Source organism: Streptomyces albospinus, from assembly GCF_014648695.1.
In the GTDB taxonomy this organism is placed as follows: domain Bacteria; phylum Actinomycetota; class Actinomycetes; order Streptomycetales; family Streptomycetaceae; genus Streptomyces; species Streptomyces albospinus.
This window is the reverse complement of record NZ_BMRP01000001.1, coordinates 649,819-669,493: the sequence shown is the minus strand read 5'-3', so window position 1 is coordinate 669,493 and position 19,675 is coordinate 649,819. Positions and strand designations below refer to the sequence as shown.

Genomic DNA, 19,675 nt, shown 5'->3' with positions numbered 1-19,675 from the left:
TTCCAAGCTTTTTCGCACGTTAGGCAGATATATACCGCAAATCAAACACGAAACGGGCTAATCACCCTTGTGCCGCAACGGACTCGACCTTCACGGACTTCCATCGGCATGCACATCTTCGGGATAACGACCTTCGTCGAGGTCTTGCATGAACCACTCCAGACGCCTTGCCGCGTCCGCAAGATCGTGTTTAGCCGCGGCCGTGATGACGAGCAGCTTCCGGGTCAGCGCCATCCGTACGCCCTCCGGGACTTGCAGTGTCCGCACTCTTGCGTGTGCGTCCTTGAGTCGGTCGGCGACGAAACCATAGAGCTCGAGTTGGTCGTCGCGTTCCATGCGCTAATTGTGCCATCTGCGGCGAGTTGTCGCTTCACGGGGCCTCAACAGCTGCCTCGACAAGCCGATGCGCCCCCTGCCAACTGCACAGGGGGCGCATCGTACGCAATAAGGCTTTGAGCCATAAAACCCGAGGTCAGACCTCGATGGTACGCGGCTTGAATCCGGGCCTGTTCGCCTCGTACTCCGCGATGGCGGACTCCTCCCGAAGGGTGAGGCTGATGTCGTCCAGACCCTCCAGGAGACGCCAACGGGCGTTCTCGTCCAGCTCGAAGTCCACGGTGATGCCCTCCGCGCGGACCTGCCGTCCGACCAGGTCGACGGTCACCTCGGCGGTCGGATCGGCCTCCGCCAGCTTCTGGAGGCGGTCCACGGTCTCCTGCGGCAGGACCACCGTCAGCAGGCCGTTCTTGAGGGAGTTGCCGCGGAAGATGTCCGCGAAACGCGAGGAGATGACGGCCTTGAAGCCGTAGTTCTGCAACGCCCAGACGGCGTGCTCGCGCGACGATCCGGTACCGAAGTCGGGGCCGGCCACCAGGACGGTGGCGCCCTTGTACGCAGCCTGGTTGAGGACGAACTCGGGGTCCTTGCGCCACGCCTCGAACAGCCCGTCCTCGAACCCGTCGCGGGTGACCTTCTTCAGCCAGTGGGCCGGGATGATCTGGTCGGTGTCGACGTTGCTGCGGCGCAGCGGAACGGCCCGGCCGGTGTGGGTGGTGAAAGCTTCCATGGTTCTCAGACTCCCGCGGGCGTAGCGGCGACGGCGTCGGACAGGTCGGCGGGTGAGGCCAGATGGCCGAGAACCGCCGTTGCGGCGGCCACCTGCGGCGACACCAGGTGCGTGCGGCCCCCCTTGCCCTGCCGGCCCTCGAAATTGCGGTTGGAGGTGGACGCGGAGCGCTCACCGGGCGCCAGCTGGTCGGGGTTCATGCCCAGGCACATCGAGCAGCCCGCATGCCGCCATTCGGCGCCGGCCGCGGTGAAGACCTTGTCCAGGCCCTCCGCGACGGCCTGGAGGGCGACCCGCACCGAACCGGGAACGACCAGCATGCGCACGCCCTCGGCGACCGAACGGCCTTCCAGGATCGCCGCGGCGGAGCGCAGGTCCTCGATCCGGCCGTTGGTGCACGAACCTACGAAGACGGTGTCCACGGTGATCTCGCGCAGCGGTTGACCTGCTGTCAACCCCATGTATTCCAGGGCCTTTTCGGCGGCGAGCCGCTCCGAGGCGTCCTCGTACGAAGCAGGGTCGGGGACGCTGGCCGAAAGCGGCGCGCCCTGGCCGGGGTTGGTGCCCCAGGTGACGAACGGCGACAGCGCGGCGGCGTCGATGACGACCTCGGCGTCGAAGACCGCGTCGTCGTCGGTGCGCAGCGTCTTCCAGTACGCGACCGCGGCGTCCCAGTCCTCGCCCTTGGGGGCGTGGTCGCGGCCCTGGAGGTAGTCGAAGGTGGTCCGGTCGGGGGCGATCATGCCGGCCCGGGCGCCCGCCTCGATCGACATGTTGCAGATGGTCATCCGGGATTCCATCGACAGCTTCTCGATGGCCGGGCCGCGGTACTCGATGACGTAGCCCTGGCCGCCGCCGGTGCCGATCCTGGCGATGATCGCCAGGATCAGGTCCTTGGCCGTGACGCCGTCGGGCAGCTCGCCCTCGACGGTGATCGCCATGGTCTTGAACGGCGCCAGCGGCAGCGTCTGGGTGGCCAGGACGTGCTCGACCTGGCTGGTGCCGATCCCGAAGGCCAGCGCGCCGAACGCGCCGTGGGTGGAGGTGTGGCTGTCACCGCAGACCACGGTGGTGCCGGGCTGGGTCAGTCCCAACTGCGGTCCCACGACGTGGACAACGCCCTGCTCGACGTCGCCCAGCGGGTGCAGGCGGACGCCGAACTCCGCGCAGTTCTTGCGCAGCGTCTCCAGCTGGGTGCGCGAGACCGGGTCGGCGATCGGCTTGTCGATGTCGAGGGTCGGGGTGTTGTGATCCTCGGTGGCGATGGTCAGATCCGTGCGGCGCACCTGTCGGCCGGCCTTGCGCAGGCCGTCGAACGCCTGCGGGCTGGTGACCTCGTGCAGGAGGTGCAGATCGATGAAGAGGAGGTCGGGCTCGCCTTCCGCGCGCCGGACGACGTGGTCGTCCCAGACCTTCTCCGCAAGTGTCCGTCCCATCGCTTTCCCTCCGGCCGGCCGCTGTGCCGGCCTTGCTCGTCTGTGCGCGATGCCCGCAGACATCCCCTGGCGGGCCTGACGCCGGGCCCTGGTCGAGGGCCACATGTACAGATTGACGATTTCCCTGGAAAATTGAACTTGCGTTTCACACTGTGAGACGCAAGTATCGTTGCATGGACAACTCTAGCGGCGTCGGCGTTCTCGACAAGGCAGCTCTGGTTTTGAGCGCTCTGGAGTCCGGTCCGGCCACCCTCGCCGGGCTGGTCGCGGCGACCGGGCTCGCACGACCCACGGCCCACCGGCTGGCCGTGGCTCTGGAACACCACCGGATGGTGGCGAGGGACATGCAGGGCCGGTTCATCCTCGGCCCCCGGCTCTCCGAGCTGGCCGCGGCGGCCGGCGAGGACCGCCTCCTGGCCACGGCCGGGCCGGTGCTCACGCATCTGCGCGATGTGACGGGCGAGAGCGCCCAGCTCTACCGCCGGCAGGGCGACATGCGGATCTGCGTGGCGGCGGCCGAGCGGCTGTCCGGACTGCGGGACACCGTCCCGGTCGGCTCCACGCTGCCCATGAAGGCCGGTTCGGCCGCCCAGATCCTGATGGCCTGGGAAGAGCCGGAGCGGCTGCACCGCGGCCTCCAGGGCGCCCGCTTCACGGCCACCGCGCTGTCCGGCGTACGGCGCCGCGGCTGGGCCCAGTCGATCGGCGAGCGGGAGCCCGGCGTGGCGTCCGTCTCCGCGCCCGTACGCGGCCCCTCCAACCGCGTGGTGGCCGCCGTCTCGGTGTCCGGCCCGATCGAGCGGCTGACCCGCCACCCGGGCCGTATGCACGCCCAGGCGGTCATCGACGCCGCCGCCCGCCTCTCCGAGGGCCTGCGCCGCAACGGCGCCTGAACGCCCCGCCGGCCGGTCGGCCCGCCCCGCGGCGACCGGCCGGCCCCGGCCCGCACCGGCTCTCCCGTCGGCTCCAACTGCCCACCGCCCACGGCCCGCCGCCGTCCCCGGAGGTCCAACTCGCCGCATACGGCGCACAACCGGCCCGGCCGATCCGCGCGGGATTCCCGATCCGGGCCCCGCAGACGGCAGTTGACGCAACAGGAAGGCCCCCCGCATACGCGGAGGGCCTTCCTTTTCTGTACCCCCGACCGGATTCGAACCGGCGCTACCGCCTTGAGAGGGCGGCGTGCTAGGCCGCTACACAACGGGGGCGAGTTTTGGTGCAGTTGAGTCGTGCCATCAAGACACCGTGCCGAAACGACACACTGCGCTGGGCTACCAGGACTCGAACCTAGACTAAATGAACCAGAATCACTCGTGCTGCCAATTACACCATAGCCCATGGTGGTTTAGACCAGTACCCCCGACCGGATTCGAACCGGCGCTACCGCCTTGAGAGGGCGGCGTGCTAGGCCGCTACACAACGGGGGCCCTAGCGATCCTGCATGAGTGACAGTGGGTGCGACCCTGGCTGTCTCCCCGGGAAGGATCTGTACCCCCGACCGGATTCGAACCGGCGCTACCGCCTTGAGAGGGCGGCGTGCTAGGCCGCTACACAACGGGGGCTTTGCAGATGAGCTCTGCGAGCTGGCCTACCAGGACTCGAACCTAGACTAACTGAACCAGAATCAGTCGTGCTGCCAATTACACCATAGGCCATCAAAGCGCAACCCCCGGCTGGGGGCTTGATTTGATCTGCGCTTCCCGGCCGGACCTTTCGGCCCTCTCGGGCGGCGCAGGAAGAACATTACCTGATCGCGGACGGGGCTCCAAAACCGATAACTCCGCGCAACAGCTCGGGGAGCTCGGCCAGGCCGCCGATCCGGCGCACCCCCGGAGGCGACTGTGCGCCACCGGCCGTGCGGTCCAGCCATACGGCCACCAGTCCGGCGTCCCGGGCGCCCCGTCCGTCGACGTCGAGGTTGTCCCCCACGTAGAGCACCTCGGATGGCGGCAGGGCGAGCGCCGCGCAGGCGGCCAGGAAGGCTTCGGGGGCGGGCTTGGCGTATCCCAGATCGTCGGCGCAGAGCACCGCCTCGAAGCGCTCCCGGATGCCCAGGGTGGTCAGCTTGCGCTCCTGGTTGGCCGTCGAGGAGTTGGAGAGCACCGCCTGGCGGACCAGCGGTGCCAGTGCGTCCAGGGCGGGGCCGGAGTCCGGGAAGAGCGTCCAGGCGGCCTCGTAGTGGGCCACGTAGCGGCCGAACCAGGCGTCCGCCTCGTCGTCGGAGAGCTCGGTGCCCAGGAACGTCCGGGCGCGGGCCCTGCGGTGGTCGAGAAAGCCCACCTCACCCGCGAGGAAGCGGGCGAACTCGGTCTCCATGGCCGCGCGCCAGCGCGCCAGTGCGGGCTCGGTGCCCCCGTAGGCGTCCACCAGCCCCTCGGCCTCCAGGTGGCGCAGCGCGCCGGTGCGGTCGGAGCCCGTGTAGTCGAAGAGCGTGTCGTCGACGTCCCAGAGGACGGCGTGGACGGTCATGGGCGGCCTCCCTGTTGCCTGTGGGGCCATTGTGCCCGGATACGCCGCGGGCCCGGGAGCCGTGCGGCTTCCGGGCCCGGGGGTGCGTCGCGGGGTCAGCCGGCCAGCTTGGCCAGCGCCGCGTCGATGCGCCGGAGGGTGCGCTCCTTGCCCAGGATCTCCAGGGACTCGAAGAGCGGGAGGCCGACCGTGCGGCCGGTGACGGCCACCCGGACCGGGGCCTGGGCCTTGCCGAGCTTGAGGCCGTGCTCCTCGCCGGCGGCGAGGACGGCCTGCTTGAGGGACTCGGGGTCGGTCCAGTCGGCCGCTTCCAGGTTGGCGCGGGCCGTGGTGAGCAGGGCCGCGGGGTCGCCCTTCATCGCCTTCGTCCAGGACGCCTCGTCCTCGACGGGCTCCGTGCGGAAGAGGAAGTCGACGTTGGCGGTGATGTCGGAGAGGACGGTGAGGCGGGTCTGGGCGTGCGGGGCGATGGCCTCCCACGCGGCCCGGTCGAAGTCCCCGGGCTCCCAGTTGGCGTACGGGGCCGTCAGCCAGGGCTCGCAGGCCGCGATGAAGTCCTTCGGGTCCAGCCGGCGGATGTGGTCGGCGTTGATCGCCTCGGCCTTCTTGAGGTCGAAGCGGGCCGGGTTGGCGTTGACGTCCGCGATGTCGAACTTCTCGATCAGCTCGCCGACGGTGAAGAGGTCCTGGTCCGCCGAGAAGGACCAGCCGAGGAGCGCCAGGTAGTTCAGCAGGCCCTCGGGGAGGAAGCCGCGCTCGCGGTAGAGGTTGAGGCTCGCCTGCGGGTCGCGCTTGGAGAGCTTCTTGTTGCCCTCGCCCATGACGTACGGGAGGTGGCCGAAGGCGGGGATCGACGTGGCGGTGCCCAGCTCGATCAGCGCCCGGTAGAGGGCGATCTGGCGGGGGGTGGAGGAGAGCAGGTCCTCGCCGCGCAGGACGTGGGTGATCCCCATCAGGGCGTCGTCGACGGGGTTGACGAGGGTGTAGAGGGGCGCGCCGTTGGCGCGGACGATGCCGTAGTCCGGGACGTTCTCCGGGGTGAAGGTCAACTCGCCGCGGACCAGGTCGGTGAAGGTGATCGGCTCGTCGGGCATCCGGAAGCGGACGATCGAGCTGCGGCCCTCGGCCTCGTAGGAGGCCTTCTGCTCGGCGGTCAGATCGCGGCAGGCGCCGTCGTAGCCGGAGGGCCTGCCGGCCTTGCGGGCGGCGTCGCGGCGCTCGTCGAGCTCTTCGGTGGTGCAGTAGCAGTGGTAGGCGTGGCCGGCGGCGAGGAGCTTCTCGGCGACGTCCTTGTAGATGTCCATCCGCTGCGACTGGCGGTACGGGGCGTGCGGGCCGCCGACCTCGGGGCCCTCGTCCCAGTCGAAGCCGAGCCAGTGGAACGAGTCCAGCAGCTGGTTGTAGGACTCCTCGGAGTCGCGGGCCGCGTCGGTGTCCTCGATGCGGAAGACCAGGGATCCCTTGTTGTGCCGTGCGTAGGCCCAGTTGAACAGGGCGGTACGGATCAGGCCGACGTGGGGGTTACCGGTCGGGGAGGGACAGAAACGGACGCGGACGGGGGTCGCGTTAGCCACGCTTGATCACCTTGTTGGTGAGAGTGCCGATGCCTTCGATGGTGACGGCGACCTCGTCGCCGACGTTGAGCGGGCCGACCCCGGCCGGGGTGCCCGTGAGGATGACGTCGCCGGGGAGCAGCGTCATCGCCTCGGTGATGTGGACGATCAGGTCCTCGATCGGGCGGATCATCTCGCTGGTGCGGCCGAGCTGGCGCTGTTCGCCGTTGACGGTGCACTGGATGGCGAGGCCCGCGGCGATCGCCGCCGGGTCCAGGCCGGTCTCGACCCAGGGGCCCAGGGGGCAGGAGCTGTCGAAGCCCTTGGCCCTGGCCCACTGCTTCTCGCGCCGCTGGACGTCGCGCGCGGTGACGTCGTTGGCGCAGGTGTAGCCGAGGATGACGTCCTTCGCGCGCTCGCGGGGCACCTCGCGGCACATCCGGCCGATGACGACGGCGAGTTCCGCCTCGTGGTGCACCTCCTGGGAGAAGGAGGGGTACGCGATGGGGTCGCCGGGGCCGATCACCGAGGTGGACGGCTTGAAGAAGGTGACCGGCACCTCCGGGACCTCGTTGCCCAGCTCGGCGGCGTGCTCGGCGTAGTTGCGCCCGATCGCCACGACCTTGTTGGGGAGGACCGGCGGCAGCAGCCGGACCTTGTCGAGGGGGACCTTTTGGCCCGAGCGCTCGAATTCCGCGAAGGGATGCCCCTTGATGACGTCGAGTTCGTCGCCTTCGAGGACGCCGAAGCCGACGTTGCCGTCGATGGAGAATCTGGCGATGCGCACGGGTTGCCGCTGCCCCTCATTGATCACTGGCCGGAGTTGACACTCCAGGCTATCGCGGGGGCACGGGCGCTCCGCCGGCTTTTCAGGCCGGGACGTCCTGCGTCGGGGCGTCCATCAGGACGGTGCGGCGCGGATTGGCGGTCTGGCCGGGCAGGTCGACGGGGTGTTCCTGAACCTCGGTGACACCGAGCTCGTCGGCGTCCTTGAGGTGCGCCAGGGTGGTGCGCCGCGGGTTGGCTATGTTGCGGAACATCATCGTCGTCTTCACTGCTGTATGCCTCGCGTTGTGTCAGGGAAGAGTTGCGGTACGTCACCATCACCGCAACATCGTGCGGTTGTCGTGTCACGCAACTGTGTAAAGCGTCAGGCTAAGCGCGCTATTCCCTGCGGAACGCCGGTGAAGTCGACGATCTTCCTGTGAGTTTCCTCACGAAGGGTGCGACATATGCCGCAATTCTCATGATCAACATCCGTGGGCGAAACGGACATTGACGGATTGAATCGTACGTTCCGCTCCTGATCACCGCACCTGGGACAGTAGGCCGGGGCGCACGACTCGCGGGTGAAAGTCCGATATCTGGGGCGGCGTCTTCTACAGGTCGTGACATATTCCGTACATTGCGTCACCCATGTCACAGCGACCGGCTCCGCTCTTGTTGGAGATCCTGCACTGTGCTGGAATTCCACGGACCGCCGCACGATTCAGCCGGCGCGCACGGGCGCGAAGTAGCGCCGCGCGGTGGTGCCGCTCTCTCGGCCAGAGGGGGCAGTACGCCGGTCACTCACGACCGCCATGGGGGACTTCGCGGTCCCCTTCGACTCGACACCGTCCTGCCGCTGGCGCGGGGGGACGCCTGGTCCAGAGGTTGCGACGCTAGTGCAGGGACGTTTCAAGAGGGATGGCAACGCTGCGGCGGACCCGGAGCTGCGCGGCGAGACCGACCGCGCACAGACTCCGGGCGGGGACGCCGCGGACGGTGGCAAGCCCAAGACCAGCCCCACCGGGCCCGGAAACCGAATAGCGCTGCGCAACTGGCGCATCAGCACCCGCCTGGTCTCCCTGCTCGCGCTCCCCGTCGTCGCCGCGACCACGCTCGGCGGCATGCGTATCAGCACCCAGCTGGACAACATCGACCAGCAGGACAAGATGCAGCTGCTGACCGAGATGACCCGTCAGGCGACCGAACTCGCCGACGCGCTCCAGGTCGAGCGGGACAAGTCGGCCGGTCCGCTGGCCGGCACGGGCAACACCAAGGACGACGCCAACGTGGTCGCGCCCCGCGAGGCGACCGACCGCGCCAAGGTGTCGTTCAACCAGGCCACCGGGGACATCAAGCCCGACGACACCACCATGGCCGGTGTCCGGGCGACCATCCTGGAGATCGGGCGCCAGCTCAACACCCTCAACGAGATCCGCGCCGACGCGTACAAGGACGACAACAACGTCGCGCGGACCGTCACCGCCTACAACGGGCTGATCAACTCCCTGCTCCAGCTGTCCCAGGACATGGCGCTGGCCACCAGCCAGCCGGACATGATCCGCAGCACCCGGGCGCTGGCCGCGTTCTCGTCGGCCAAGGAGTACGCGTCGATGCAGCGCGCCCTGGTCAGTGCGGGCCTGGCGCACTCCGGCGGCCCCCAGCTCTCCGCCAACGACCGGCAGGCCGGCCATGCCTCCGAGGACGACGAGAAGGCCGCCCGCGACCGCTTCGCGCAGATCTACAGCGGCAACGCCGGTGCGCTCACCCGCGGCCTGGACGGCAACAACGACGAGATCAAGGCCGCCGTCGCGTTCGCGCACCGCTCGTTCAACAGCCCCAGCGGCATCCGCAGCCAGGAGTACAAGTACCTCGACTGGTACGACTCGGACACCGTCAAGATCGACGAGATGTCCCGCATCGAGACCTCGCTGCTGTCCGAGATGGACCAGAAGTCCCGCGAGCTGCGCGATGAGGCCACCCGTGACGCGATCATCAACGGTGCGGTGATCCTGCTGGTCCTCGGCGTCTCGCTGGTCGGCGCGTTCGTCGTGGCCCGGTCCATGGTCCGCTCGCTGCGCCGCCTCCAGGACACCGCGCAGAAGGTCGCCCAGGACCGGCTGCCCGAGCTGGTCAAGCAGCTGTCCGAGGCCGACCCGCAGGACGTGGACACCTCCGTCGAGTCGGTCGGTGTGCACAGCCGGGACGAGATCGGCCGGGTGGCCGCGGCCTTCGACGACGTGCACCGCGAGGCGGTCCGGCTGGCGTCCGAGCAGGCGCTGCTGCGGGGCAACGTCAACGCGATGTTCACCAACCTCTCGCGCCGCTCCCAGGGTCTGATCCAGCGCCAGCTCTCGCTGATCTCCGAACTGGAGTCCCGCGAGGCCGACCCGGACCAGCTCTCCTCGCTCTTCAAGCTCGACCACCTCGCCACGCGTATGCGCCGTAACGGCGAGAACCTCCTCGTCCTCGCGGGTGAGGAGCCGGGCCGCCGGTGGACCCGGCCGGTGCCGCTGGTCGACGTCCTCCGGGCCGCCGCGTCCGAGGTGGAGCAGTACGAGCGGATCGAGCTCAACGCGGTACCGCAGACCGAGGTCGCCGGCCGGGTCGTCAACGACCTCGTGCACCTGCTCGCCGAGCTGCTGGAGAACGCGACCTCGTTCTCCTCGCCGCAGACCAAGGTCAAGGTGACCGGTCACGCGCTGCCCGACGGCCGCGTCCTGGTCGAGATCCACGACACCGGTATCGGTCTGTCCCCCGAGGACCTGTCGGCGATCAACGAGCGGCTGGCCAGCCCGCCGACCGTGGACGTCTCGGTGTCCCGGCGGATGGGCCTGTTCGTGGTCGGCCGGCTGTCCCTGCGGCACGGCATCCGCATCCAGCTGCGGCCGTCCGACTCCGGCGGCACCACCGCCCTGGTCATGCTGCCGGTCGACGTCGCCCAGGGCGGCAAGAAGCCGGCGCCGAGCGGCGCCAAGGGCTCCGGCGACGTCGGCGGCGCCCCCTCCAGCCGGCTGGCCGGGCTCCAGCCGCGCGGCCAGGTGGGCTCCGGCCCCGGCGGGCGGCCCGCGCTGCCCGGCCGCGGTGGCGCACCGAGCGCCTTCGGCTCCGCCGCTCCCGGCGACCGTACGGCCCCGTCCGCCCCGGGCCGGGGCGGCGACGCCCGTCCGGCCGCCGGCGGAGCGCGGCCCGCGCTGCCCACCCGTGGCGCGGACGGCGCACCGTCCTCGGCCGTGGCCCCGCCGGCCGGTGCGTCCGGGCGCGAGGAGCGGGCCCAGCTGCCGGCGCGGAACGCCGCGGGCGAACTGCCGGGCAGCGACGCCGGCCAGGGCGCCGCCCGGCCGTCGGACTCACCGCTGGGCGTACGCCGGGACCGTGGCGCCTCCGACGACTGGCCGGTGACGCCCCGCGAGGCGCAGGACCGGCCGCGCGGCCACGAGGAGCCGGAGACCACCGGCATCTTCGAGCGGCCCGCGCCGGCCGCCGGGCCCGGCGGCACCTCGCTCTTCGAGCGGCCCGACTTCGGTGCACCGCGGCCGGATGCGGCCCGCGGGCCGGCGCCGCGTACGGGCAGCGGGCTGCCCGCAGGGAGCGGCTCGGCCGACGGGCCCGGCGACACGGGGCAGTTCCCGCGTCCCGGCAGCGACACCGGGCAGTACGCACGCCCCGGCAGCGACACCGGCCAGTACGCCCTCCCCGACAGCGACACCGGCCAGTTCGAGACCGGACAGCCGGAAATCACCGGGCAGTTCCCGCATCCCGGCAGCGACACCGGCCAGTACGCGCGCCCCGGCAGCGACACCGGCCAGTACGCCCTCCCCGACAGCGACACCGGCCAGTTCGAGACCGGACAGCCGGAGACCACCGGGCAGTTCCCGCATCCCGGCAGCGGCACCGGCCAGTACGCGCGCCCCGAGGGCGACCGGCCGGCGGCCGGCCGTGCCCCGGCCGGCGGCGATGTGCTCGGCGGGGCGGACGCGGGCCCCGGGGACGGCCGTACGCCGATCTTCGACACCATCGAGTCCAACTGGTTCAGCCACCCGGCCTCGGCCGCCGCCGGCGTACCGCCGCGGGGCGCCGACCGCGCCGACGCGCCGACGCTGCCGCGCCGCGGTGCCGGGCAGGACGGTCCGGCGCCGGCCGCCGGGCCGGTCGGCGGCGCCCGTGGGGCCGCGCCGGCCCCGGAGCCGGCCGATGCCACGGCGCAGTGGCGTACCTCGCCGAACGACGACACCTGGCGGCAGGCGGAGCAGATACGCCAGCCCGCCTCGGGCGGCGTGACCACGTCCGGACTCCCCCGCCGGGTCCCGCGCGCCAACCTCGTCGCGGGCACCGCCCAGGAGCAGCAGTCCACCCAGAGCGGTCCGCAGGTCTCGCGCTCGCCCAGCGATGTGCGCGGGCGGCTGACCAATCTCCGCCGGGGTATCCAGCAGGGCCGGCAGGCCGGGACGTCGTCCACCGGCAACCACGGCATTGTCGATCCCACTCACCAGCAGGAGCGTTAGTTGAGTCCGATGAGCCAGGCGGCGCAGAACCTGAACTGGTTGATCACCAACTTCGTGGACAACACCCCCGGGGTGTCCCACACGGTCGTGGTCTCCGCGGACGGACTGCTCCTCGCCATGTCCGAGGGCTTCCCTCGGGACCGAGCAGACCAGTTGGCGGCGGTGGCCTCCGGCCTGACGTCGCTGACCTCCGGCGCCTCCCGCATCTTCGAGGGCGGGACCGTCAACCAGACCGTGGTGGAGATGGAGCGCGGCTTCCTCTTCATCATGTCCGTCTCCGACGGATCGTCGCTGGCCGTACTGGCGCACCCCGAGTGCGACATCGGCCTCGTCGGTTACGAAATGGCCCTGCTGGTCGACCGCGCGGGCACCGTCCTGACGCCCGACCTGCGCGCAGAACTACAGGGCAGCCTTCTCAACTGAGTGCGTGGCGGCGTCCGCAGCGCCGCACCGCACCCGGTAACCCCTCAACCATTCGTGCCGCACCCCCCACCGGCCCAACCCGACGACAGTCCGCTGTCCCGTCCGGAGGACCCATGACACCGCCACCCGCCACTTCCGGCCCGTACGGCGCCTACAGCTCAGCGCCGTACGGGAGCGAAGGTGACCAGCCGCTGGTGCGCCCCTACGCCATGACCGGAGGCCGGACCCGGCCCCGCTACCAGCTCGCCATCGAGGCGCTGGTGAGCACCACCGCCGACCCGTCCCAGCTGCCCGGTCTGCTGCCGGAGCACCAGCGGATCTGCCACCTGTGCCGCGAGGTGAAGTCGGTGGCCGAGGTCTCCGCACTGCTGCACATCCCGCTGGGTGTGGCGCGGATCCTGGTGGCGGACCTGGCCGAGGCCGGGATGGTGGCGATCCACCAGCCGGGCGGCAGCGGCGAGGCGGGCGGCACGCCGGACGTGACCCTGCTGGAGAGGGTGCTCAGTGGACTTCGCAAGCTCTGACGGCGGCTACGAGGCGAGCCCGGCCCGCGCCACGACCTCCGCGAAGATCGTGGTGGCGGGCGGGTTCGGCGTGGGCAAGACCACGTTCGTCGGGGCCGTCTCGGAGATCAATCCGCTGCGTACGGAGGCCGTGATGACCTCCGCCTCCGCGGGCATCGACGATCTGAGCCACGTCCAGGACAAGACCACGACGACCGTGGCGATGGACTTCGGCCGGATCACGCTGGACCAGGACCTGATCCTCTACCTGTTCGGTACGCCCGGCCAGGACCGCTTCTGGTTCATGTGGGACGACCTGGTCCGCGGCGCGATCGGCGCGGTGGTCCTGGTCGACACCCGCCGGCTGGCGGACTGCTTCCCGGCCGTGGACTACTTCGAGAACAGCGGGCTGCCGTTCGTCATCGCCCTCAACGGCTTCGAGGGACACCAGCCGTACACGCCGGACGAGGTGCGTGAGGCGCTCCAGATCGGCCCGGGGACGCCGATCATCACCACCGACGCCCGGCACCGCGCCGAGGCCAAGAGCGCGTTGATCACGCTCGTCGAGCACGCGCTGATGGCCCGCCTCCAGTAGCCGCCGACGGCCCGCGCGTCATCGGGCGCGGGCCGGACGGCAGTTGTGTCCGAGGGTGTCACCGGGGGGCCATGAAGCCTGCCCTGGACCAGTTCCCCTCACGGCCGCGGCGATCTGTGTCCTTCGACACGCCCGCAAAGTGGCTTCATAACGTTTCGACAGTGAATCAGGTCGCTTTCGACACCGCACGCGCATGCCCGGCTTCGCTGCGCTCACATTTCTCCCGCCTTTTGCCGCGCCTCGCCCCTAACGCCCCTTTTATCTCGCACCCTTCGGTAACTGCTCCAGCTTTGTTCAGTGTTTGGAACGCACCGCCCTGACGTGCTGAAATTCGCTGAACTCCGGAGTAGTAACGCCCAGAAGAAACGGCACAGCAAGTCCGTGCCGGCGCCGAGAGGTTGTTGGTCGAGTGAGGCGAAGCACGTCGAGCCCCGAGCCGCAGGAGCCGCGGCGGGGCAACTTCACCCCGCCACCCCGCAGTGGTGACGTACCGGCTTCCGACGCGTCCGAGAATCCGGTCGCGCAGCCTCCGGTCAGCGGCGGGAAGTACTCCCCGCGCAACTGGCGGGTGGCCACCCGGCTGAACGCCATTCTGCTGATCCCGGTACTCCTTGCCCTCATATTGGGCGTCCTGCGCGTCAATGGCTCTTTCGGTACCTGGCAGGACGCGCAGGACGCGGAGAACACGGCGAAACTCGTTCGCTCCGCACTTTCCTACAGCAACGCCCTGATCGACGAGCGGGACCGCACCGCGGCGCCGCTGCTGAAGGGCAAGAAGGACGACCCGGTCGTCCAGGAGGCGCGGGACGCCACCGACGCCGCCGCGAAGCAGTTCCACGACGCCGCCAAGTCGGTGCCCGACAAGCCGGGCCTGAACCGCCGGCTGGCGCTGTTCGCGAAGACCGAGCCCAAGCTGGCGCAGCTGCGGCAGGTCGCCTTCACCTCCAAGCTCACGGGCGTGCAGACCGAAGAGGGCTACGTCGCGGTCCAGCACCCGCTGATGGAGTTCGCCAACGAACTGGGCCTGGGCACCGGCAACATCACCTCCTACGGGCGCACCGTCTACGCCATCTCACTGGCGAAGGCCGCCGAGTCCCTGGAGCGCTCGATCGGCACCCACCTGCTGGTCGACCCGGCCTCCCCGCAGGGCGGCAAGGAGCACAAGACGCAGCTGACCGCGTTCGCGTCGTACCGCTACCTGGAGGGCATCGCCATCGGCGAGTACACCTCCGGCGGTACGCCCGAGGACATGGCGCGCCTCCAGAAGGACGCCGCGGCGCTCCAGCAGTCGGCGCAGCAGCAGATCGCACGGGCAAAGACGCAGGCGCAGGCCGCCGGCCAGACGTTCCGCACCCCGCCGTCGATGGACCAGATGACGACGCTGATCGCGTCCGGCGCGGCGCCGGAGACGCTGGCCGCGCAGGGGGTCACCTCCGACGCCTACTTCCAGGCCGCCACCGGCAAGTTCGACATGTACCGGTCCATCGAGAAGGACCTGGCGGACAAGGCGGTGAACGAGGCGGCGCAGATCTCCTCGGACGCCAAGCAGTCCACCTTCGTCGACTCCGGCATCGTGCTGGCCGCCCTGATCGCCGCGTTCCTGGTGGCCGGGATGATGGCCCGCCGGATGAGCCGCAACATGCGGGAGCTGCGCAACGCGGCCTTCGGCGTCGCCGAGCAGCGGCTGCCGATGCTGGTCGACCAGCTCTCCCGTACGGACCCGGGCCGGGTCGACACCCGTGTGACGCCGATCCCGATCACCACCACCGACGAGATCGGCGAGGTCGCCCGCGCCTTCGACCAGGTGCACCGCGAGGCGGTCCGGCTGGCCGCCGAGCAGGCGCTGCTGCGGGGCAACGTCAACGCGATCTTCACCAACCTCTCCAGCCGCAACCAGGGCCTCATCGAGCGCCAGCTGGAGCTGATCACCAACCTGGAGAACAACGAGGCGGACCCGGACCAGCTGGAGAACCTCTTCCGGCTCGACCACCTCGCGACGCGTATGCGCCGCAACGGCGAGAACCTCCTGATCCTCGCGGGCGAGGAGCCGGGCCGCCGCTGGAACCAGCCGGTGCCGCTGATCGACGTGCTGCGGGCGGCGACGTCCGAGGTCGAGTCGTACGAGCGCATCGAGCTCAGCGGGGTCCCCGAGAGCGAGATCCACGGCACCGCCGTGACCGACCTCATCCACCTGCTGTCCGAGCTGCTGGAGAACGCCACCACGTTCTCCTCCCCGCAGACCAAGGTGAAGGTGGCCGCGACCCGGCTGCCCGACGGCCGGATCATGATCGAGATCCACGACAAGGGCATCGGGCTGACCCCCGAGGACTTCGCGGACATCAACCACAAGCTGGCGAACCCCCCGAACGTGGACGCCGCGATCTCCCAGCGGATGGGCCTGTTCGTGGTCGGCCGGCTGGCCGACCGGCACGGGATCCGGGTCCAGCTGCGCCCCTCGGGCGAGCAGGCCGGCACCACGTCGCTGGTGATGCTGCCGGAGGCGATCACCCACGGCGGTGGCGGCGAGGACCAGTTCGACGAGACCTTCACCGTCTCCCGGATCGTCCCCGAGCACCAGCAGACGCCGTACGAGAACAACCACCGCACCGCGGCCGAGCTGGGCTTCGACGACCACTCGTACGGGCACGGCGACAGCGCGACCGGGCTGGACCCGGTGGGCCGCTCGCTGTTCCGCGAGGAGCGCCGCGCGGCGCTGGAGGCCCAGGCGGCCGGCGGGCAGCCGGCCGGCGGCCAGGACGACAGCCGGCCGCTGTTCCGCGACGAGGTGCCTTCCGGCCACCAGGGCTACGCCGAGCCGGCCTACGCAGAGCCCGCCTACGCCGAGCCCGCCTACGCAGAGCCCGCCTACGCCGAGCCCGCCTACGCAGAGCCCGCCTACGCCGAGCCGGCCTATCCCGAGCCGGCCTATCCGGAAGCCGATCAACCGCTCTACAACGACCGCTCCCACGGCGGCCAGGCGTTCGGCGAGCCGAGCCCGGCGCAGACCACCGGCCAGCACCCCTTCGCCGCGCCGGAACCGGGCCCCGCGGACGAGTGGGCCGAACGCCCGGCATACGACGGCCACTTCGGAACCGAAGCGGAATCTGACCGGAATGCAACTGCCGCTCCCGCTGATGCGTCTGAGCGCGTAACATTCGAGCGTCCCGGCCCTACCGCGAGCGCGATCCACTCGCTGACCGACGCCGGCCTTCCGCGCCGCGGAGGCGGCTCCCCGCAGGCTCAGCAGCGGACCGAACCGGAGATCGGCCAGGACGACGGCTCTGTCTGGCGCAGCGCCAACGACGAGCGCTGGCAAAGGGCGGAGCGACTGCGCCAGCCGACGGCGGGCGGGGTCACCGCATCCGGCCTCCCCCGGCGGGTGCCCAAGGCCAACCTGGTCGAAGGCACCGCGGAGCAGACCGCGCAGGGCGGCCCCCAGGTCTCCCGCGCCCCGGAGGACGTCCGCGGCAGGTTGAGCAATCTGCGCCGCGGTGTCCAGCAGGGGCGCAGCGCCGGCATGGATCCCTCCTCGGGGGTCCCCCAGAATGACCAACAGGGCTTCGGCCCCGGCAGCACCTACGATCAGGAGCGTTAGTGTGAGCCCGATGAGCCAGGCGGCGCAGAATCTGAACTGGTTGATCACCAACTTCGTGGACAACACCCCCGGGGTGTCCCACACGGTCGTGGTCTCCGCGGACGGTCTCCTCCTCGCCATGTCCGAGGGCTTCCCTCGGGACCGAGCAGATCAGTTGGCGGCGGTGGCCTCCGGCCTGACGTCGCTGACCTCCGGCGCCTCCCGCATCTTCGAGGGCGGGAGCGTCAACCAGACCGTGGTGGAGATGGAGCGCGGCTTCCTCTTCATCATGTCCGTCTCCGACGGATCGTCGCTGGCCGTACTGGCGCACCCCGAGTGCGACATCGGCCTCGTCGGTTACGAAATGGCCCTGCTGGTCGACCGCGCGGGCACCGTTCTGACGCCCGACCTGCGCGCAGAACTGCAGGGCAGCCTTCTCAACTAACAGACAGGCAGTGCGTTTCCCGCCACCGCGCCATAGGGTTCGGTGGCGCGACCGGCGTCAGACAGGCAAGTTGGAGGAGGAGACGTGGCAACGCCCCCGAGCGGCTACCCGTACGGTTCCGGACAGGAGTCCGGTCCGCAGGGCGACGCCCAACAGAACCGCTTCAACTTCCCGTCTGCGCCGAGCCGCAGGCAGCAGCGGCCCCAGCCGCCGCAGCCGCCGCAGCGCGCTCCGCAACAGCCCGGTCCGTACGGTTCCCGGCCCTCCGGGCCGGCGCCGTACGAGCCGTCGCCGTACGACCAGCCGCAGGCACCGCGCATCCAGCCGGTGCAGCCCCACCGGCCGGCGCCCGAGCCGGCCCCCACGGGTGCGAACAATCCGCTCGTGCGGCCGTACGCGATGACCGGAGGCCGGACCCGGCCCCGCTACCAGCTCGCCATCGAGGCGCTGGTCAGCACGACCGCCGAGCCCGGCAAGTTGCAGGGACAGTTGCCGGAGCACCAGCGCATCTGCCATCTCTGCCGCGAGATCAAATCAGTGGCTGAGATCTCGGCCCTCCTCTCCATCCCCCTCGGCGTCGCCCGGATCCTCGTCGCCGACCTGGCGGAGGCCGGACTCGTCGCCATCCATCAGCCCGGCGGAGACGAGACCGCCGGCGGACAGCCAGATGTGACACTGCTCGAAAGGGTGCTCAGTGGACTTCGCAAGCTCTAGCGGTGCAGCCCGCTCCACCACCTCCGCGAAGATCGTGGTGGCGGGCGGCTTCGGCGTGGGCAAGACCACGTTCGTCGGGGCCGTCTCAGAGATCAATCCGCTGCGTACCGAAGCCGTGATGACCTCCGCCTCGGCGGGGATCGACGACCTCACGCACGCGCCGGACAAGACGACCACGACCGTGGCGATGGACTTCGGCCGGATCACCCTGGACCAGGACCTGATCCTGTACCTCTTCGGTACGCCCGGCCAGGACCGCTTCTGGTTCATGTGGGACGACCTGGTCCGCGGCGCGATCGGCGCGGTGGTCCTGGTCGACACCCGCCGGCTGGCGGACTGCTTCCCGGCGGTCGACTACTTCGAGAACAGCGGACTGCCGTTCGTCATCGCCCTCAACGGCTTCGACGGACACCAGCCCTACACGCCGGACGAGGTGCGTGAGGCGCTCCAGATCGGCCCGGACGCGCCCATCATCACCACCGACGCCCGGCACCGCAGCGAGGCCAAGAGCGCGCTCATCACGCTCGTCGAGCACGCCCTGATGGCCCGCCTGCGCTGACGGACCCGGGCCGGACCCACCGGACGGGCCCTACGGCACCGGTCGCGCCGCACACCCCGTGCCCGGCGTATCCGCCGTTCGACGAAAGGCCCCCGCACACCTGCCGGATGCGGGGGCCTTTCGTCGTGCTCCGCGCCCAGCACGGCCCCGCAGGCGCCTCGCAGAGCCTTCGCCGGGGCGGCGCGGTACGCGCCTGTGCGGGCGCGGCGCGGGGCCCGCACGCGAGCGCGCGTGCGGGCCCCGGTATCAGCTGTTGCGGATGTCCCGGCTCCCCGTCACCTGGTGGCGGGGCACTGCTTCCAGGCGAAGTGGTAGAGGGTGTTGATGCTGCCGTCGGTGGAGTCCATGGCCATGTAGCTGGTGGCCTTGGGGTCGGCCTGCGAACCGTCCACCCTCAGCTCTGTGTTGATGTTGAAGTAGCGCTCCTCGCCGCAGGGCGCGTAGACCAGCTGGTCGACGTCGGTCTGGTCCGAGGTCTGCCAGTCGGTCCCGTAGGGGCCGCTGAAGGTGTGGGTCGCGCGGGCCGTGTGCGGGTCGCCCTGGAAGTAGTAGTTCGCCTGCTCCAGGCCCTTGGCGCCCGGCGCGAGCGAGGCGTATCCGCGGTAGTCGGCCCGCGCGACGGCGTAGGTGAACCCCTGCGGGACATGGACGTTGAGGGCGATCTGGCAGTTCTTGCGGCCGTCGGTCGGCTTGCTGGCGCCGCCGGCCTGGGCGAGGTATTCGCTGTAGGTGACGGTGAAGGCGGTGTTGTCGGGGGCGACGGCCACGGCGGCGCTGCCGGGTCTGCAACCCGAACCGTTGACCGTGGCGACGTCTATGACGATCTTGCCGGCCGGCGGGTCGTCGCCCCACCGGGGCGTCGAGGTGGGGAGCGCCGATCCGAGGAGCAGGGCCGCCGCCGCGGCGCCGGTACCGAGCGTGCTGAGCATGGGCTCTTCCTTCCGGTCGTCCTGGCCCCGCTGAGCGGGCCCAGGAGCGGATGACGAGCGCATGCCAGCACGGGGATCTCCGCTTGAACAGCTCTGCTCCCCGGGATTGGGGTGAACCTACGCCTTGATCCGGCTGCCG

The 19,675-nt window shown here is 70.4% G+C and carries 16 protein-coding genes, 5 tRNA genes and 2 pseudogenes; 10 read left to right on the top strand and 13 right to left on the bottom strand.

All coding sequences use genetic code 11. From position 1 onward, the window contains the following. Window positions 1-90: 90 nt before the first annotated feature. The 3 genes from IEZ17_RS02890 to leuC form a co-directional block, all read right to left on the bottom strand. Window positions 91-336: an SCO5555 family protein gene (locus tag IEZ17_RS02890; RefSeq protein WP_189295963.1), complete on the bottom strand. Its 246-nt coding sequence runs from the start codon at window positions 334-336 to the stop codon at window positions 91-93. A 136-nt stretch (window positions 337-472) separates the two neighbouring features. After that, complete coding sequence (leuD, locus tag IEZ17_RS02885; RefSeq protein WP_189295961.1) at window positions 473-1,066, bottom strand: 3-isopropylmalate dehydratase small subunit; 594 nt, start codon at window positions 1,064-1,066, stop codon at window positions 473-475. 5 nt (window positions 1,067-1,071) lie between these two features. Further along, the gene (gene leuC / locus IEZ17_RS02880; protein WP_189295959.1) at window positions 1,072-2,502 is read right to left on the bottom strand and encodes a 3-isopropylmalate dehydratase large subunit; all 1,431 of its coding nucleotides are present in this window, start codon (window positions 2,500-2,502) and stop codon (window positions 1,072-1,074) included. 173 nt (window positions 2,503-2,675) lie between these two features. Here leuC and ndgR point away from each other — a divergent pair, with 173 nt between their 5' ends. After that, window positions 2,676-3,395 carry an IclR family transcriptional regulator NdgR gene (gene ndgR / locus IEZ17_RS02875; protein WP_043266272.1) on the top strand — a complete coding sequence of 240 codons (720 nt, stop codon included), beginning with the start codon at window positions 2,676-2,678 and terminating at the stop codon, window positions 3,393-3,395. A gap of 242 nt (window positions 3,396-3,637) precedes the next feature. On the opposite strand, the gene IEZ17_RS02870 is transcribed toward ndgR, so the two are convergent. The 9 genes from IEZ17_RS02870 to IEZ17_RS02830 form a co-directional block, all read right to left on the bottom strand. Further along, window positions 3,638-3,710, bottom strand: a tRNA-Glu gene (locus IEZ17_RS02870). 58 nt (window positions 3,711-3,768) lie between these two features. Beyond that, window positions 3,769-3,840, bottom strand: a tRNA-Gln gene (locus tag IEZ17_RS02865). 16 nt (window positions 3,841-3,856) lie between these two features. After that, window positions 3,857-3,929: transfer RNA gene (locus tag IEZ17_RS02860), tRNA-Glu, on the bottom strand. 62 nt (window positions 3,930-3,991) lie between these two features. After that, window positions 3,992-4,064, bottom strand: a tRNA-Glu gene (locus tag IEZ17_RS02855). Window positions 4,065-4,085: 21 nt separating this feature from the next. Further along, window positions 4,086-4,157, bottom strand: a tRNA-Gln gene (locus IEZ17_RS02850). 88 nt (window positions 4,158-4,245) lie between these two features. Continuing rightward, the gene (locus IEZ17_RS02845; RefSeq protein ID WP_189295957.1) at window positions 4,246-4,971 is read right to left on the bottom strand and encodes an HAD family hydrolase; all 726 of its coding nucleotides are present in this window, start codon (window positions 4,969-4,971) and stop codon (window positions 4,246-4,248) included. Between the two features lie 95 nt (window positions 4,972-5,066). Next, window positions 5,067-6,545, bottom strand: coding sequence for a glutamate--tRNA ligase (gltX, locus tag IEZ17_RS02840; protein WP_189295955.1), 1,479 nt, complete (start codon window positions 6,543-6,545; stop codon window positions 5,067-5,069). Next, window positions 6,538-7,311: a fumarylacetoacetate hydrolase family protein gene (locus IEZ17_RS02835; protein ID WP_189295953.1), complete on the bottom strand. Its 774-nt coding sequence runs from the start codon at window positions 7,309-7,311 to the stop codon at window positions 6,538-6,540. Before IEZ17_RS02835 ends, gltX begins: the two co-directional genes overlap by 8 nt. 82 nt (window positions 7,312-7,393) lie before the next feature. Beyond that, on the bottom strand, window positions 7,394-7,579 hold the full coding sequence (locus IEZ17_RS02830) for a hypothetical protein (protein WP_189295951.1): 186 nt from the start codon (window positions 7,577-7,579) through the stop codon (window positions 7,394-7,396). A gap of 609 nt (window positions 7,580-8,188) precedes the next feature. Between IEZ17_RS02830 and IEZ17_RS02825 the strand changes: the two genes are divergently transcribed. From IEZ17_RS02825 to IEZ17_RS02790, 9 genes and pseudogenes are all read left to right on the top strand, one after another. Next, window positions 8,189-11,794, top strand: coding sequence for a sensor histidine kinase (locus IEZ17_RS02825; RefSeq protein ID WP_189295949.1), 3,606 nt, complete (start codon window positions 8,189-8,191; stop codon window positions 11,792-11,794). Window positions 11,795-11,803: 9 nt separating this feature from the next. Then, window positions 11,804-12,217 (top strand): roadblock/LC7 domain-containing protein, encoded by a 414-nt coding sequence (locus tag IEZ17_RS02820; RefSeq protein ID WP_039632486.1) that lies wholly within the window; start codon window positions 11,804-11,806, stop codon window positions 12,215-12,217. A 113-nt stretch (window positions 12,218-12,330) separates the two neighbouring features. Continuing rightward, on the top strand, window positions 12,331-12,741 hold the full coding sequence (locus IEZ17_RS02815; RefSeq protein WP_016576235.1) for a DUF742 domain-containing protein: 411 nt from the start codon (window positions 12,331-12,333) through the stop codon (window positions 12,739-12,741). Next, window positions 12,722-13,315, top strand: coding sequence for a GTP-binding protein (locus IEZ17_RS02810; RefSeq protein WP_159507910.1), 594 nt, complete (start codon window positions 12,722-12,724; stop codon window positions 13,313-13,315). The genes IEZ17_RS02815 and IEZ17_RS02810 overlap by 20 nt, the downstream gene beginning before the upstream one ends. Before the next feature lie 409 nt (window positions 13,316-13,724). Then, a pseudogene (locus tag IEZ17_RS44340) lies at window positions 13,725-15,755 on the top strand (sensor histidine kinase); the annotation flags it as partial. Between the two features lie 437 nt (window positions 15,756-16,192). After that, a pseudogene (locus tag IEZ17_RS44335) lies at window positions 16,193-16,423 on the top strand (hypothetical protein); the annotation flags it as partial. A gap of 497 nt (window positions 16,424-16,920) precedes the next feature. Continuing rightward, complete coding sequence (locus tag IEZ17_RS02800) at window positions 16,921-17,334, top strand: roadblock/LC7 domain-containing protein (RefSeq protein WP_018087204.1); 414 nt, start codon at window positions 16,921-16,923, stop codon at window positions 17,332-17,334. 84 nt (window positions 17,335-17,418) lie between these two features. Continuing rightward, on the top strand, window positions 17,419-18,048 hold the full coding sequence (locus IEZ17_RS02795) for a DUF742 domain-containing protein (RefSeq protein ID WP_189295944.1): 630 nt from the start codon (window positions 17,419-17,421) through the stop codon (window positions 18,046-18,048). Beyond that, window positions 18,029-18,607 (top strand): GTP-binding protein, encoded by a 579-nt coding sequence (locus IEZ17_RS02790; protein WP_073447656.1) that lies wholly within the window; start codon window positions 18,029-18,031, stop codon window positions 18,605-18,607. The genes IEZ17_RS02795 and IEZ17_RS02790 overlap by 20 nt, the downstream gene beginning before the upstream one ends. Before the next feature lie 275 nt (window positions 18,608-18,882). Here the strand turns inward: IEZ17_RS02790 and IEZ17_RS02785 are convergent, their stop codons facing one another. Continuing rightward, window positions 18,883-19,536, bottom strand: coding sequence for a DUF4360 domain-containing protein (locus IEZ17_RS02785; RefSeq protein WP_189295942.1), 654 nt, complete (start codon window positions 19,534-19,536; stop codon window positions 18,883-18,885). Window positions 19,537-19,675 lie beyond the last annotated feature (139 nt).

What these genes read in the sequence shown, in the direction of transcription:
- IEZ17_RS02785 (WP_189295942.1), bottom strand. Translation starts at nt 19,536, where the DNA reads ATGCTCAGCACGCTCGGTACCGGCGCCGCGGCGGCGGCCCTGCTCCTC.
- IEZ17_RS02820 (WP_039632486.1), top strand. Translation starts at nt 11,804, where the DNA reads ATGAGCCAGGCGGCGCAGAACCTGAACTGGTTGATCACCAACTTCGTG.
- leuD (WP_189295961.1), bottom strand. Translation starts at nt 1,066, where the DNA reads ATGGAAGCTTTCACCACCCACACCGGCCGGGCCGTTCCGCTGCGCCGC.
- IEZ17_RS02890 (WP_189295963.1), bottom strand. Translation starts at nt 336, where the DNA reads ATGGAACGCGACGACCAACTCGAGCTCTATGGTTTCGTCGCCGACCGA.
- leuC (WP_189295959.1), bottom strand. Translation starts at nt 2,502, where the DNA reads ATGGGACGGACACTTGCGGAGAAGGTCTGGGACGACCACGTCGTCCGG.
- ndgR (WP_043266272.1), top strand. Translation starts at nt 2,676, where the DNA reads ATGGACAACTCTAGCGGCGTCGGCGTTCTCGACAAGGCAGCTCTGGTT.
- IEZ17_RS02800 (WP_018087204.1), top strand. Translation starts at nt 16,921, where the DNA reads ATGAGCCAGGCGGCGCAGAATCTGAACTGGTTGATCACCAACTTCGTG.
- IEZ17_RS02815 (WP_016576235.1), top strand. Translation starts at nt 12,331, where the DNA reads ATGACACCGCCACCCGCCACTTCCGGCCCGTACGGCGCCTACAGCTCA.
- IEZ17_RS02845 (WP_189295957.1), bottom strand. Translation starts at nt 4,971, where the DNA reads ATGACCGTCCACGCCGTCCTCTGGGACGTCGACGACACGCTCTTCGAC.